The following is a 13,712-nucleotide window of genomic DNA, read 5'->3' on the forward strand; positions in this document are numbered from 1 at the left end:
CCCGCGTGCCCCACGAATCGCACACCGGGCGGGTTTTGATCAAGTCTAATGAAAGGATCGGCGAAATGCGCCCCCAAACCCGCTCAATGCACCGCTTGCGCCGCCTCGTGCTTGAACTTCTGGACCGGGCTGGTATTCAACGCCCAGATAGACCCGTCAGACACCGCCCCATTCAAAGGATGCACGCCCCGTGGACATCGCCGCCCTCCGCTCCGCCAACCCCGATCACTGGAAAAAGGCCACCGCCATCCGCGCGCTGACCCTCGACGCCGTTGCCGCCGCCAATTCCGGCCATTCCGGCATGCCGATGGGCATGGCCGATGTCGCAACCGTGCTCTATGAAAAGCACCTGAAATTCGACCCCACCAATCCCAATTGGCCCGACCGCGACCGCTTTATCCTGTCGGCGGGGCATGGCTCGATGTTGCTCTATTCCTTGCTGCATCTGACCGGCTATGCCGATATGACGCTCGACGAAATCCGCAATTTCCGCCAATGGGGGGCCAAAACCGCAGGCCATCCCGAATATGGCCACGCCACCGGCATCGAGACCACGACCGGCCCGCTCGGTCAGGGCATTTCCAACGCCGTGGGCTTTGCCATGGCCGAAGAAATGCTGCGCGCCCGCTTTGGCGCTAAGCTGATGGATCACTATACCTATGTCATCGCCGGTGACGGCTGCCTCATGGAGGGTGTCAGCCAAGAGGCCATCGGCCTTGCCGGTCGGCACCAGCTGTCGCGCCTCATCGTGCTGTGGGACAACAACAACATCACCATCGACGGCACCGTCGATCTTGCCGACCGCACCGATCAGGTCGCGCGCTTCCGCGCCTCCGGCTGGCATGTGCTGGAAATCGACGGGCATGACCCGGCGGCGATTGACGCAGCCTTAACCGAGGCCAAGACCACCGCAGAGCCTACGATGATCGCCTGCAAAACCCATATCGCCCTTGGTCACGCCGCGCAGGACACCTCCAAGGGTCATGGCGCGCTGACCAACCCAGACCAGCTTGCCGCCGCCAAAGAGGCCTATGGCTGGCCCTATGGCCCCTTTGAGATCCCCTCTGATGTCAAATCCGCATGGGAGGCCATCGGCCACCGTGGGGCCACCACCTATGCCGCATGGGCCAAGCGTCTGGCAGACACCTCGCCCGCGCGTCAGGCCGAGATTGCGCGCATCTTCAACCGCGACATGCCAATGAAACTGGGCGCGCGCATCCGCGCCCTGAAAAAGCAGATCAGCGCCGAGGCGCCCAAAGTGGCCACCCGTCAAAGCTCTGAAATGGTGCTCGAGGTCGTGAACCCGATCCTTCAGGAAACCGTCGGCGGCTCTGCCGATCTCTCTGGCTCCAACAACACCCGCTCGGGCGATATGTCCGTGTTCGACGTGGACAACCGCAAGGGCCGCTACATTCATTGGGGCATCCGCGAACATGGCATGGCCGCCGCGATGAACGGCATGGCGCTGCATGGCGGCATCCGCCCCTATGGCGGCACCTTCATGTGCTTTACCGATTACGCCCGCCCCGCCATGCGTCTGGCCGCGCTGATGAAAATCCCCACCGTGTTCGTCATGACCCATGACAGCATCGGTCTGGGCGAGGATGGCCCGACCCACCAGCCCGTTGAGCATCTGGCGATCAGCCGCGCCACCCCCAACACCTGGGTCTTCCGCCCCTGCGATACGGTCGAGACCGCCGAAGCGTGGGAACTGGCGCTCACGTCCAAGGAAACGCCCTCGGTTCTCTCGCTCACCCGCCAAGGCCTGCCGACCCTGCGCCGCGAGCATAAGGCCAAGAACCTGACCGCCCAAGGCGCCTATGTGCTGGCCGATGCAACGGGCAAGCGTCAGGCGATCCTGATGGCCACCGGCTCCGAGGTCGAGATTGCCATGAAGGCGCGCGACCTCTTGGAAGCCGAGGGTATCGGCACGCGCGTGGTCTCCATGCCCTGCTGGGAACTCTTCGAGGAACAAGACGACAGCTATCGCCGCCGCGTCCTGCCCGCAGGCCCGGTGCGCGTCGCGGTCGAGGCCGCGATCCGCTTTGGCTGGGACCGCTGGCTCTACGGCGAGCGCGGCCGCCGCGAAAAGGGCGGCTTTGTCGGCATGCATGATTTCGGGGCATCCGCCCCTGCCCCCACACTCTACAAGGAATTCGGCATCACCGCCGAGGCCGTGGCGGACAAGGTCAAATCCCTGCTCTGAGCCGAGGGGATCGAACCCAACGACGAAGCCCGGATGCCCAGCATCCGGGCTTTCTCTTTTGGCAACGAGATACAGCGCTGTCCCTGAGCCCCGCGCGGAACAAGGCGCGGCACGCGCCGCCGCGCGGATCGCTGGGCCGTCCCGCGGCCTAGCGATTTTGAGAGGGGGCGCTATGCTGTGGGAGCACACGGACTTGGCGAGATAAAGTGGCGACCATGCCGTTGCTTCGCTAGTCCCCGGCCCAGCGCCCCGCGCACCTCTTCCACCACATCCCCCAACTTGCGCGCCCCCGCGCACAGCCCCTACACTCGCGCATTATGCCCAGCCTCTGCCGCGATTGCCTGACCCGATTCGACACCGCCCGCCGCTGCCCCGCTTGCGGCAGCCCCCGCATCGTGGCCCATCCCGAGCTTTTCGACCTCTCCATCGCCCATATGGATTGCGATGCCTTCTACGCCTCCGTCGAAAAACGCGACGACCCGGATCTTGTCGACAAGCCGCTCATCATCGGCGGCGGACGGCGCGGCGTGGTCTCGACCGCGTGCTATATCGCCCGCATCAAGGGCGTGCGCTCTGCCATGCCGATGTTTCAGGCGCTCAAACTCTGCCCCGAGGCGGTGGTGATCAAACCCCGCATGCAGGTCTATGCCGAGGTCTCGCGCGCCATCCGCGCCATGATGCTCGATCTCACCCCCGCCGTGGAACCGCTCTCGCTTGACGAGGCGTTTCTCGATCTCACCGGCACCGCGCAATTGCATGGCGCACCGCCCGCCGTCGTGCTGGCCCAGCTTATCAAACGGATGCGCGACGAGTTGGGCCTGACCGGGTCCATCGGCCTCAGCCATAACAAGTTTCTGGCCAAGATCGCCTCGGACCTCGACAAACCGCATGGCTTTGCCGTGATCGGCGCAGGCGAGACCGCCGATTTCCTGCGTGACCGCCCCGTCAGCCTGATCTGGGGCGTGGGCCAATCAACCCTCAAGGCGCTGAATGACGCAGGCATCCGCAGCTTTGCCGATCTCCTGCGATGGGACCGCCGCGATCTGCACGCGCGCTTTGGCTCGATGGGCGACCGGCTCTGGCATCTGGCGCGCGGCCAGGACCGCCGCCGCGTCTCGGCCAATGCGCCGGTCAAATCCATCTCGAACGAGACAACTTTTTTCGAGGACACGCGCGACCGCGACCTGCTTGATGGGCATATTTGGCGGTTGGCGGAAAAGGTGGCCGACCGCGCCAAGGCCCGCGCCCTCGCGGGCCGCGTCGTCACGCTGAAACTCAAGCGGGCCGATCACACGCTTCTCACCCGCCGCCATGCCCTGCGTGACGCCACCCAGCTTGCCGATACACTCTATCGCACCGCCCGCGCGCTGATGGATCAGGTGCCCGACGGGGCCGCCTATCGGCTCATCGGCGTCGGGCTGTCAGACCTCGTGGAAGAGACCGCCGCCGACCGCTCCGGCGACTTGCTCGATCCCCAAGCCACCCGCCGCGCCGGGGCCGAACGCGCCACCGATGCCATCCGCGCCAAATTCGGCCCAGATGCAATCGTCAAAGGGCGGGCGTTGCGATAGGCGGCGGGTGCCGATGCTTGTGATACGCGCATTAGCCGCGCGGTCGCTGGGCCAGGGACTAGCGAAACACCATCCGTGGCTTCCACTTAATGCCAGCCAAGTCCGTAAGACTTAACAGTGTTTCGCTTGCTCTCAAAATCGCTAGGCCGTGGGACGGCCCAGCGATCCGCGCGGCGGGCTTCGCCCTTGATTCCGCGCGGCACCACAGGTGCCTGCCCCCTACTCCGCCGCCAAGGGCCGCGCTTCTGCGCGCCCGATCTCGGCGATCTCGCGGATCACGCCCGACAGCAGCGTCCGGAACGCTTCGAAATTGCCATTGGGCCGAATAAGCCGCTCATTCATATAAAGCGCGCGGTCAATCTCTACCTGCACCGCATGCCGCCCGCGCGCAGGGCGACCATAGGCCTGCGTGATATAGGCCCCGGCAAAAGGCGTGTTGCGCGTCACCACCAGACCCGCGCGGGCAAAGGCCGCCTCGATCCGCTCGACCACCGCGCCATCCGCCGCCGCCCCGAACCGATCCCCCAAAACGATCTCGGGCCGCCGCACACCCCGCCGCGCCACCGCATCCATCGCCTCATGCGGCATCGAATGACAATCAATCAGGATCGACTGCCCGAACATCAGATGCGCTTGATCCAACTGCCCTTGCAACGCCGTGTGATAGGGCCGCCAATAGCTCTCGATCCGGTGCTCGGCCTCGGCCATGCTCAGCTTGCCCGCATAGATCGCCTGCCCATTCGCCACCACACGTGGAATGACCCCAAGACCAGAGGCCACACGCGGATTATGCCCCTGCCGCGCCACCCCCTCGATCAACGCCGGGTCCAATTCATCAGCGCTGCGGTTCAGATCGACATAGGCACGCGGTGCCCCCGCCTTGATCAAAGGTGCCCCATAGAGCGGGGCGCTGTCGAACAACTGATCGACAAAAGCATCCTCGGACGAGCGCACCGAATGCTCATTCAGCGTGGTGCGCCGCAGGAAGGTCCAGGGGTAATCCCGCCCACTATGGGGCGAGGCGAACACCACCGCCGTGGTGCGCCGTTCGGGATGCGTGAGGTGATAAGCGACCTTGGGCATTGATGTTCCTCTCTCAGGCGATAATAGACTGAAATTGAGCTTCTAAAAGCCCTTGATCCCCTCTCCGACTCCTTTTATAGACCACCGAACCGGCGCGGATTTCCGCGCCCCTCTTTTTGGGGCAGGCGATCGGCTGGCATTCATGGGCGATTAGCTCAGTGGTAGAGCACTTCGTTGACATCGAAGGGGTCACAAGTTCGAACCTTGTATCGCCCACCATGAATTCACTGTCCCGCCCACCGGGACGCCCGCAACCCCAGGCGCTGGCCCGCGCCGCGACAACCGAGGAGACGACCATGAAGGTTCGTAATTCGCTCCGCTCGCTCAAGAACCGGCATCGGGATTGCCGCGTCGTGCGCCGCAAAGGCCGCGTCTACGTGATCAACAAGACCCAGCCGCGTTTCAAAGCCCGTCAGGGCTGAGCCGCGATCAGCCTTTCGGCTGAAGGATCAAAACCCCGCCCAACCGGCGGGGTTTTTCTTTGGAGGATGGCTCTTTGCCTAGCTTGCCTCGCGAAACAAGCCGCGCGGTGCCCGTCCGCCGGGTGGGCGCAGCATCAGACGTGATTGGCACTTTATGCCTGAGAAGTCTTTCGCGTTTTCAATGAGATGGGCCGTTGCAAAAGCGCCCGCCCGAGGGGGCGGGTCATGCCAGAGGCATGCCTTCGGCATGACCGCTGCGCGGCGGTGCCTGCGGCACCTTGATTCCGCGCAAGGAATATTTGGCGCAGAGGACACGCCCCTTGCGCCTGCCCTCTCAATCCCTCAGCAACTCGTTGATCCCGGTCTTGGAACGCGTCTGCGCGTCCACCCGCTTGACGATCACAGCACAGTATAGGTTGATGCCGTTCTTCGACGGCATGCTTCCTGCGACCACAACCGAATAGGGCGGCACTTCGCCATACATGACCTCGCCGGTCTCGCGGTCGACGATCTTGGTGGATTTCCCGATGAAAACCCCCATCCCCAGAACCGAACCCTCGCGCACGATACAGCCCTCGACCACCTCGGACCGCGCACCGATAAAGCAATTGTCCTCGATGATCGTCGGCCCCGCCTGCATCGGCTCCAATACGCCGCCAATGCCAACACCGCCGGAAAGATGCACGTTCTTACCAATCTGCGCGCAAGATCCCACCGTGGCCCAGGTATCCACCATCGTGCCACTGTCCACATAGGCCCCAAGATTGACAAAGGACGGCATCAAAACGACGCCCGGCGCGATATAGGCCGATTTGCGCACAACACAGTTGGGCACGGCCCGAAACCCGGCCTCACGCCACTCGGCATCGCCCCAGCCCTTGAACTTGCTGTCCACCTTGTCCCACCAGCCCGCGCCCTGCGGCCCGCCAGCGTGGATTTCCATATCCTTGATGCGGAACCCCAAAAGCACCGCCTTCTTGGCCCATTGGTTTACATGCCATTGGCCATCCGCCTGCCGCTCCGCCACCCGCAAGCTGCCGCTATCAAGCGCTGCCAGCGTGGCCTCAATCGCCTCGCGGGTCTCTCCGCCTGTTGCAGAGGTGATCGTGTCGCGCGCCTCCCAGGCGGCTTCGATTGCGGATTCTAGGGCTGCGTTTGACATGGGGCCTCCGGTTGCAATTGTCCCTCGCGGCTATAGCCAAATGCGCGCGCGCATACAATGCAAGAGACCCGCCCCGTCGTGCCATGGTCGGGGCGGCCCCAAGGCCACCCCTAGCGCCGCCTCAGGCGGCAAGATCCAGCTTGACCAGCGTCTGGTTCAACAGAACATAAGCAATCTCGCCAAAGGTCACCGGCCCGGTAAAGCCCGCCGTCAGCTTGCCCTCCATATCGCCGTAAACGTAGTTGAGAATGCAGTTGCACGAATAGCTGCCCTCACCTGCGGACCCGACCTGCGTGGCAAAGGTCTTGGCATAATCCTCTTGCGCGGCCGCCAGACGATATTCCACACCCGGAAAGACCGGCGCGTAAAAGGCTACTTCGCCCGCATCCGGATCAACCGACTGGAACGACACATTGATCAGCGCGCCCGCATAATTGGCCACCAGCGGCAATTTGGTGTCGATACCCTTGTCCGTGACATAGCGGGCAAACCCAATCTCTTGGCCGTTCACGATGGCTTTATGCGCCGAAAATCCTGCCTCGGGAAACGAGAACACAAGCTCGGCATCGTCGCCTTGCTTAAAGATATTCACGATATCAAGGCTCGGCCGCATCCCCTCAGGAACGGCAACATGCAAAAGAACGGCCCCGTCCTCGTGCTTGGCACCCTGCGCGCCGTCAAAAACAGAGGGCGTCACTTTACCAATCTCGTCCAGATGCACACCACTGATCCAGCCCAACAGCGGCTGATCAAACAGATCGGCATAGCCTGCACCATCCTCGGCGAACCGGGCATGCGCCTCGGAAAACGCCGGAATGATCACCAGAGTAACGCCACCGGCCTCATAGCCTTGTGCCAAGTTGGCAAGGTCCGCCGTGGCCAGATACCGTGCAGTGGCGTGGCTTCCCTCTGGAAAGGTGGTGCAGAACAGGTGCTCACGATCCACCTTGCCCCCGGTTTCCGTCATGAAATAGACGGTGCTGCCGCCGATCCAATTGCCCTTGGGCAAAGTGCTCAACAACTCTGGCGCACCGGCAATCGACATGACCGCTCCGGCCTCGATCCGTTCTGCCGCCTCTTGGGGGGTTAGAAATTCGTTCTTCATGGGGTTTCCTTCGCAATAGGTCAGAGTTTTGCCAGCTCAGCGGCGGCATCAGAATTTTTGGCGACAAACGCACGCAATTCTGCAACGAGACCGCTTAGCTTAGCGGGCTCTGTGCGCGCTTGCACACGAAGACGATTCAAAACAATGCGGGTGGCCAGCGATGCGGCAGCCAGGTCCGTGGTCCCTTTTATGGCCCGGGTCAGGTCAGTTTCCGAAAGTATCACTTAGTGCCCTCCTTATCCGATGATCGACACAGGAGAGCGCTGCAAAAACTGCGCCAAATTGCACGGCGCACAGGTCGTCAGGGCCGCAATTCACCCCCAACAAAGGACAGCGTGGCAGATCTTAGACCACCACGCGCAAGGGCAGGATCACTCAACCGCCCCGGATCAATTCATCCTCGTCATCCGATGCCGACAGGCCCAGCGCATCCAGCCCGTTTTCCAGATGATCCGACAAATGCGGCGTCCCAAGCAGGTAATCAGCACAGGGCGTGGTCGCCTCTTCATAGGCGGTGCGCTTGGCCTCAGCCAATTCCTCGGCCTCGAAACTGCCGCGCCCGATCCACATGACCGCCACCAGACTTGCCTGTTCTTCTTCGCTCAGCCGGTCGATAAACGCACGCAACTCGCCCTCGGCGCGCTCCAATTCGCGCGCCATCAGCACCACCTGCGCAATCTTGTGTACCGTGATGTCCAGCATTTTCCCGCCCTCCTGTCGCACCTATCCTAGCACAGGAATGACGGTCACACAGCCACCCGTCCTTGATCTTACGCAAACAGACGGTAATAGGCCCAATCCGGCAAAAACCGTGACAAACGAAAGAGATAGCTGAACAATCGTGGAAAATGCCGCTGAAATGCCGCCTCATCACACATCAATTCGAACATCTCTTGCGCCGCCGCCTCGGGCGTCATGATAAAGGGCATGCGAAAGGCGTTCTTATCCGTCAACCGCGTCTTGATGAAACCGGGATTGGCCAGTTGCACCCGCACCCCCGTCCGCCACAGATCAGCGCGCATCGATTCCGCCAGGGACATGACCCCCGCCTTGGACGCGGCATAGCCAATCGCCCCCGGCAAGCCACGAAACCCGGAAAGCGAGCCGGTCAGCACCACATGGCCCGCGTCCCGCGCCACCATATCGGGCAATACCGCGCCAATCACCCGCACCGCACCGGTGAAATTCACATCCGCCATGGCAACCGCTTCCTCGGGCTTCCACTCGGTCGCGGGCATCGGCCAATAGACCCCGGCCAGCCACACCAACCCGTCAACCGGCCCCACCGCGCGCGCCGCCTCTGCCACGCTGGCACTGTCGCTCACATCGACCGGCACCGCACTGGCCCGCCCCGGCAGGCTGGCAACAACCTCCTGCAACCGCTCGGCACTCCGGGCTGACACGATCACCTCTGCCCCGGCAGCGCTGATCTTCTGCGCCAATGCCGCACCCAGACCCTCGCTCGCGCCCACCAGCCAATAGCGTTTGCCGCGCCAATCCATCATGCCTCGACCCGCCGCATGACCGCCACCAATTCCGCCACCTTGATCCCGAACTTGCGGAATTGGCTGCGATTGACCACCACGCCATTGGGGGCCAGATACATCCAGTCGGTCACGCTCAGCACATGGCCACCCGCTTCTTTCGGCAGGCGGATGCGATAGCAAAGCCGCGCCGCAGCCCCCATCTGCTGCCCCGTTCCGGTGCCCACCAAATCGTCGGCCTCGGCCCGGATTGATCCGTCATTGCCCAACTCAAGCTGCCATTCGCGGTCCTGCGCATTGCCGCTGTCATACTGGAAATGCTCCCGCATCACGCCGCGATTGCCCTGCCAACTGGCCTCGAAATCGCCAGTAAACCGCGACGCAACCCGCCCCAGAGGTCCGTAAATCACCCCCTCGCATTTGATCGCACCGTTCAGATGCTCGCGCAGATCGAATTGCGGCCCTTGGCCTGCGTAATCCTGCGGCACCTGCGCGCCAAAGCCCGCAAACCGCTCCTTGAGCAGCACAAGCACCAGCATCGCGACCGCCCCCAACAGCGTCCATCCCAAAGCGTCCATCAGATCAGCTCCTTTCCTCAATCGGTGTTCGGGCCAAGAGCGCAATGGCCAAAAGTTTCAAGACACAGGGCACTGCCCCGTAAAGTAAGCTCAGCAAAGTCAGCGCCGCCGCATCGTTATTCTGCCCGGCAGCAAAGCCGCCCGCCTCGAGCAGCGGCAACAGCGCCACTGCCGCCAGCGCCAGCGTGAATTTCGACACGAACGACCAGAGGCCAAACCCCTCCGCCGCCCCCGGCGACACCTGCGCCATCCGCCGTGCGAACAGCGCCGGCAAAAGCGTCATATCCGCCCCCATCGCCGCGCCAGAGGCAACGCAGATCAGTCCAAAGGCCCAAAGATCGCCCGCCCCCAGCAGAATCGCCCCGGCAAAGGCAGCAATCGACAGCATCATTCCCGCCAAGAGCATTCGCTTGGCCCCAAACCGCTCGGCCAAGGCGCCCCAAACCGGGGCCGCCGCCGCCGCCGACAGGAAAAAGAGCAACAGAAATGCCCCCTCCCATCCTGGTGCCTGCAACCGGCTCTCCACGAAAAACAAAAACAGCGTCGAACTCACAGCCACAGGGGCTGCGTTGACCATCGCCACCATCAGCAACCGCCGCGCCACGGCATCCCGCAGCACCGGGCCAAAGCCGGTTCCCGGCACCCCTCCGCGATCCTGCCATTGCCCGACCATCGCCAACGCCGCCAGCCCCGACAAAATCGCAAAGCTGAGGGCAAAGCCGCCAAACCCGCCCAACACCACCGGTGCCACCGCCGCCGCGCATATCCCCAACAAAGCGCCGGTTTCCCGCCACCGCGCCAGCCGCAAATGCCCCTGCCCCGGCAAGGCCGCTGCCGTCGCCACACCCTGCGCGTAAAAGCAAATGGTCAGATAGCTGAAGGCCGAAAACACCAGCACCAGCATCGCCGCAAACCACCAAAGCGGCGCGATGGGCGGCACCACGGCAAATAGCCCCAGCATCGCCGCCGCCATCACCGCCACCGCAATCCAAATGCTCACCGCACGATGCGCGCGCAACCGCTCGGCCAAACGCCCCAGCGCCGGATCCTGCACCACATCAATCAGCCGCAGCGCAAACAGCACCGCCCCCAAAGCCCCGAGCGATACGCCATATTCATCCACATAGAATTTCGGCGCATGGATATAGAGCGGCAATCCCGCCGCCGCCAAAAGCGCCCCAAAGAGCGCATAACCCGGCAGGCGCGGCGCTGCCTGCGCCACGCTCCCCGCCAGAACCGCGCTCATCGGCTCACCTCATCGGCGGGCGGCACCGGACGGCTCTCAAACCGCGCCCCTTTCCACCAAAGCTTGAGCGCCTGCCAATGGATCAGGCCCAGCACCCGCCGCGATCCAAAGGGACGCCGCAGCATGGCACGCACCAGCCCGCCCGTGGTCAGCGGCTTGCGCGCCCCCACCAGCGTGGCAATCACCCCGCCATGGCCGCCGCTGAAATCAATCCAGATCCCAACCCGATCCTCCCGCAGATCAAAGCGGAATTCATAACCGCCCTCGATCTTCAGAAAGGGCGAAACATAGAAAATCTTGCACGCACGGATACGGTCCTCTGCGGTGATCGGCCCCATATCATCGCGATGACACAGATAGGAATGGCGATCGCCATAGGTATTCGTCACCTCGGCAATGATCACCGGCACCTGACCCGCCGCATCCCGGCAAATCCAGAAACTCACCGGGTTGAACACATGCCCCAACATACGCGGCTGCGCCAAAAGCTCGATCCGCGCAGGCGGTGCAATCTGCCGCTCGGCCAGCACCGCGCGCACCCACGCGGCCCCGCGCCCCTGTCCCGGCACGCCGCCATGGTCCTTGTCCCAGACCGAGGCCAACCCGCCCCGATTGCGCCCAAAAAGACGCGGCGCGTTCACCTCTGCCTCGGCATCCAACAGCACATAGTCAATCCCATAGCGAAAGGCGTTTTCAATCCCGCCCTTGCGCCCATGCCAGGTGTGGCCCGCGATATGATCGACCCGGCTCACGCCGCCGCCACGGCCTGCGGCAGCGACGCACAGAGCGCCTCAGCCACTTCTAACCCGCTCGACAGCCCATCCTCATGAAACCCGTGTCGCATCCACGCACCGCAAAACCATGTATTCCGCCGCCCGTTGCCCGCCCGCACCCGGGATTGCGCCGCGACCGCCTCCAGATCATAGACCGGATGGCGCAGCGTCACCTGATCATAGATTAAGTCGTCCCGAATGGGCCGTGTGGTGTTCAGCGTCACGAAATGCGGATCATTCTCGGGGATCGGTTGCAGGCTGTTCATCCAATAGGTAAGATCAATCTGCCCCACCCGCTTCACCTTTGCCTCGGTGTAATTCCACGACGACCAGACCGCCCGCCGACGCGGCATCACGCTGGTGTCGGCATGCAGCACGATGTCATTGGGCTGATAGGCAATCGCCCCCAGATCACCGCGCTCGATCTCATCCGCATCCGACAAGAGCCGCAGCGCGTCATCGCTGTGCGCGGCAATGACCACCTCGTCGAACCGCTCCCACGCGCCGCCCTCGGCCCGGACCTCAACGCCCTCGGCCAGACGCCGAATGCCCGCCACGGGCGCACCCAACCGGATCTCGGCCCCTTTTGCGCGCAGCGATTGTTCTAACCGGCGCACATAGGCCACCGATCCGCCAACAACCGTATACCATTGATGTTGCTCACTATATCCAAGCAACCCGTGCTGCTTGAAGAATGTCACCAGCGCCTGCGCCGGAAATTGCAACACCTGCTCTACCGGCATCGACCAGATCGCCCCGGAAAATGGCGTCAGGTAATAGTCGCGAAACGCCCGGCCCAGCTTCATCTTGTCAATCAGACCGGCCATCGTCAAACCTGGCTCGCTGCACGCCTCCAGCGCCCCGGCATTGAACCGGAAAATATCACGCAACATCATCCAATGCGCCGGGTTCGCCAGATTGCGCCGCTGCGCAAAATACGCCCCCGATCCTTGCAGACCATATTCCAACGCGCCCCCCCGGAAGGACGCGCCAAAGCTCATCGTGCTCGGCGTCACGGCCACATCCAACCGCTCAAAAAGCGCACTCAGATGCGGATAGGTCGCATAGTTGAACACGATAAAGCCGGTATCAACCGGCTGATCTCCGCGCTGTCCCGCCAGGATCGTTCGCGCATGCCCCCCCAAACGGGGCTCTGCCTCAAACAGCACCACCCGGTGCCTGTCCGCCAGACGCTCTGCCGCCCCCATTCCCGATATACCTGCGCCGATCACGGCAATTGTCTTGCGCGCGGTTGCGCTGGTCTCGAAGGGCATTGGGCGTGTCACCTGTCATTTTCTTATTACAATCCTGTTTACGGACCGGCACCGCAAACGGATTAGATTGTTTTTGTCTGCCCTTCGCGTTTTTTTCGCGCGCCCGGTGATCCACCATGACCTGCGTCGCGTAACTCGTCTATGTTGAATGATGCCACCCTCCTCTGTGACCCAGCCCCCTCGCCGGTGCCTGTCGCCCGTGCTATGAGGCGCGTGACAACGGGCAAACGGGCGGGACCGGCACAGGTGACTACGGCACGAGAGACTGAGAATACCGATTGGGTGGCCTGTATCGCGGCCATTCGCGATCACGGGGACGAGGCGGCATTTGCCCGGCTTTTTGCCCATTTCGCCCCAAGGGTGAAGGCGTTTCTGATGCGCTCCGGCGCAGATGCGACGCTGGCCGAGGAATGCACCCAAGAGGTCATGTCGACCCTCTGGCAAAAGGCGCATCTCTTCGATCCGACCCGCGCCTCTGCCGCAACTTGGATTTTCACCATCGCGCGCAATCGCAAAATTGATGCGCTGCGCAAGCAAAGACGACCCGAACCCGAGGATTTGCCTTGGGGCCAAGACCCAGAACCCGATCAGGCCGACGTGCTCGCCCTGCAACAGGAAAGCGACCAACTGGGGCGCGCGATTGCCGCCCTGCCCGCGAAACAAAGGGAATTGATCGAAAAGGCTTATTTTGGCGATCTCAGCCATTCCGAGATTGCCGCCGATACCGGCCTGCCGCTTGGAACGATCAAATCTCGCATCAGACTGGCGCTCGATCGACTGCGCCACGCAATGAAGTAAAGTGTATGCC

The 13,712-nt window shown here is 62.9% G+C and carries 14 protein-coding genes and 1 tRNA gene; 5 read left to right on the forward strand and 10 right to left on the reverse strand.

Going from position 1 to position 13,712, the window contains the following annotated elements:
* The first annotated feature begins 190 nt into the window (after nucleotides 1–190).
* Together tkt and RAK1035_RS17525 are read left to right on the forward strand one after the other, a co-directional pair.
* On the forward strand, nucleotides 191–2,206 hold the full coding sequence (gene tkt / locus RAK1035_RS17520; RefSeq protein WP_008282416.1) for a transketolase: 2,016 nt from the start codon (nucleotides 191–193) through the stop codon (nucleotides 2,204–2,206).
* Nucleotides 2,207–2,523: 317 nt separating this feature from the next.
* Nucleotides 2,524–3,777 carry a DNA polymerase IV gene (locus RAK1035_RS17525; RefSeq protein WP_083803341.1) on the forward strand — a complete coding sequence of 418 codons (1,254 nt, stop codon included), beginning with the start codon at nucleotides 2,524–2,526 and terminating at the stop codon, nucleotides 3,775–3,777.
* 219 nt (nucleotides 3,778–3,996) lie between these two features.
* On the opposite strand, the gene RAK1035_RS17530 is transcribed toward RAK1035_RS17525, so the two are convergent.
* Nucleotides 3,997–4,860: an N-formylglutamate amidohydrolase gene (locus RAK1035_RS17530; RefSeq protein ID WP_008282419.1), complete on the reverse strand. Its 864-nt coding sequence runs from the start codon at nucleotides 4,858–4,860 to the stop codon at nucleotides 3,997–3,999.
* A 144-nt stretch (nucleotides 4,861–5,004) separates the two neighbouring features.
* On the opposite strand from RAK1035_RS17530, the gene RAK1035_RS17535 reads away from it, so the two are divergent.
* Nucleotides 5,005–5,079, forward strand: a tRNA-Val gene (locus RAK1035_RS17535).
* A 77-nt stretch (nucleotides 5,080–5,156) separates the two neighbouring features.
* A complete protein-coding gene (ykgO, locus tag RAK1035_RS17540; protein WP_008282420.1) occupies nucleotides 5,157–5,282 on the forward strand; it encodes a type B 50S ribosomal protein L36 in 126 nt (41 codons plus the stop codon).
* Nucleotides 5,283–5,616: 334 nt separating this feature from the next.
* Here the strand turns inward: ykgO and dapD are convergent, their stop codons facing one another.
* The 9 genes from dapD to RAK1035_RS17585 form a co-directional block, all read right to left on the reverse strand.
* Nucleotides 5,617–6,444, reverse strand: a complete 828-nt coding sequence (dapD, locus tag RAK1035_RS17545; protein ID WP_008282421.1) for a 2,3,4,5-tetrahydropyridine-2,6-dicarboxylate N-succinyltransferase — start codon at nucleotides 6,442–6,444, stop codon at nucleotides 5,617–5,619.
* A 121-nt stretch (nucleotides 6,445–6,565) separates the two neighbouring features.
* A complete protein-coding gene (locus tag RAK1035_RS17550) occupies nucleotides 6,566–7,549 on the reverse strand; it encodes a DUF6976 family protein (RefSeq protein WP_008282422.1) in 984 nt (327 codons plus the stop codon).
* Nucleotides 7,550–7,569: 20 nt separating this feature from the next.
* Nucleotides 7,570–7,773 carry a hypothetical protein gene (locus RAK1035_RS17555; RefSeq protein WP_008282423.1) on the reverse strand — a complete coding sequence of 68 codons (204 nt, stop codon included), beginning with the start codon at nucleotides 7,771–7,773 and terminating at the stop codon, nucleotides 7,570–7,572.
* A 151-nt stretch (nucleotides 7,774–7,924) separates the two neighbouring features.
* Nucleotides 7,925–8,251, reverse strand: coding sequence for a DUF3775 domain-containing protein (locus RAK1035_RS17560; protein WP_008282424.1), 327 nt, complete (start codon nucleotides 8,249–8,251; stop codon nucleotides 7,925–7,927).
* 68 nt (nucleotides 8,252–8,319) lie between these two features.
* The gene (locus tag RAK1035_RS17565) at nucleotides 8,320–9,054 is read right to left on the reverse strand and encodes an SDR family NAD(P)-dependent oxidoreductase (RefSeq protein ID WP_008282425.1); all 735 of its coding nucleotides are present in this window, start codon (nucleotides 9,052–9,054) and stop codon (nucleotides 8,320–8,322) included.
* Nucleotides 9,051–9,611, reverse strand: a complete 561-nt coding sequence (locus tag RAK1035_RS17570) for a DUF3833 family protein (RefSeq protein ID WP_008282427.1) — start codon at nucleotides 9,609–9,611, stop codon at nucleotides 9,051–9,053. The genes RAK1035_RS17565 and RAK1035_RS17570 overlap by 4 nt, the downstream gene beginning before the upstream one ends.
* Before the next feature lie 4 nt (nucleotides 9,612–9,615).
* On the reverse strand, nucleotides 9,616–10,857 hold the full coding sequence (locus tag RAK1035_RS17575; protein ID WP_008282429.1) for an MFS transporter: 1,242 nt from the start codon (nucleotides 10,855–10,857) through the stop codon (nucleotides 9,616–9,618).
* Nucleotides 10,854–11,609 (reverse strand): DUF1365 domain-containing protein, encoded by a 756-nt coding sequence (locus RAK1035_RS17580; protein WP_008282430.1) that lies wholly within the window; start codon nucleotides 11,607–11,609, stop codon nucleotides 10,854–10,856. Before RAK1035_RS17580 ends, RAK1035_RS17575 begins: the two co-directional genes overlap by 4 nt.
* Nucleotides 11,606–12,904, reverse strand: coding sequence for an NAD(P)/FAD-dependent oxidoreductase (locus RAK1035_RS17585; RefSeq protein WP_008282432.1), 1,299 nt, complete (start codon nucleotides 12,902–12,904; stop codon nucleotides 11,606–11,608). The genes RAK1035_RS17580 and RAK1035_RS17585 overlap by 4 nt, the downstream gene beginning before the upstream one ends.
* Nucleotides 12,905–13,108: 204 nt before the next feature.
* Here RAK1035_RS17585 and RAK1035_RS17590 point away from each other — a divergent pair, with 204 nt between their 5' ends.
* Complete coding sequence (locus tag RAK1035_RS17590; protein WP_198133606.1) at nucleotides 13,109–13,702, forward strand: sigma-70 family RNA polymerase sigma factor; 594 nt, start codon at nucleotides 13,109–13,111, stop codon at nucleotides 13,700–13,702.
* Nucleotides 13,703–13,712 lie beyond the last annotated feature (10 nt).

The sequence above is a fragment of the Roseovarius sp. AK1035 genome (assembly GCF_003288315.1).
GTDB lineage: Bacteria > Pseudomonadota > Alphaproteobacteria > Rhodobacterales > Rhodobacteraceae > Roseovarius > Roseovarius mucosus_A.

What these genes read in the sequence shown, in the direction of transcription:
- ykgO (WP_008282420.1), top strand. Translation starts at nt 5,157, where the DNA reads ATGAAGGTTCGTAATTCGCTCCGCTCGCTCAAGAACCGGCATCGGGAT.
- RAK1035_RS17575 (WP_008282429.1), bottom strand. Translation starts at nt 10,857, where the DNA reads ATGAGCGCGGTTCTGGCGGGGAGCGTGGCGCAGGCAGCGCCGCGCCTG.
- RAK1035_RS17585 (WP_008282432.1), bottom strand. Translation starts at nt 12,904, where the DNA reads ATGCCCTTCGAGACCAGCGCAACCGCGCGCAAGACAATTGCCGTGATC.
- RAK1035_RS17560 (WP_008282424.1), bottom strand. Translation starts at nt 8,251, where the DNA reads ATGCTGGACATCACGGTACACAAGATTGCGCAGGTGGTGCTGATGGCG.
- RAK1035_RS17550 (WP_008282422.1), bottom strand. Translation starts at nt 7,549, where the DNA reads ATGAAGAACGAATTTCTAACCCCCCAAGAGGCGGCAGAACGGATCGAG.
- RAK1035_RS17530 (WP_008282419.1), bottom strand. Translation starts at nt 4,860, where the DNA reads ATGCCCAAGGTCGCTTATCACCTCACGCATCCCGAACGGCGCACCACG.
- RAK1035_RS17590 (WP_198133606.1), top strand. Translation starts at nt 13,109, where the DNA reads ATGAGGCGCGTGACAACGGGCAAACGGGCGGGACCGGCACAGGTGACT.
- RAK1035_RS17525 (WP_083803341.1), top strand. Translation starts at nt 2,524, where the DNA reads ATGCCCAGCCTCTGCCGCGATTGCCTGACCCGATTCGACACCGCCCGC.
- dapD (WP_008282421.1), bottom strand. Translation starts at nt 6,444, where the DNA reads ATGTCAAACGCAGCCCTAGAATCCGCAATCGAAGCCGCCTGGGAGGCG.
- RAK1035_RS17565 (WP_008282425.1), bottom strand. Translation starts at nt 9,054, where the DNA reads ATGATGGATTGGCGCGGCAAACGCTATTGGCTGGTGGGCGCGAGCGAG.
- RAK1035_RS17570 (WP_008282427.1), bottom strand. Translation starts at nt 9,611, where the DNA reads ATGGACGCTTTGGGATGGACGCTGTTGGGGGCGGTCGCGATGCTGGTG.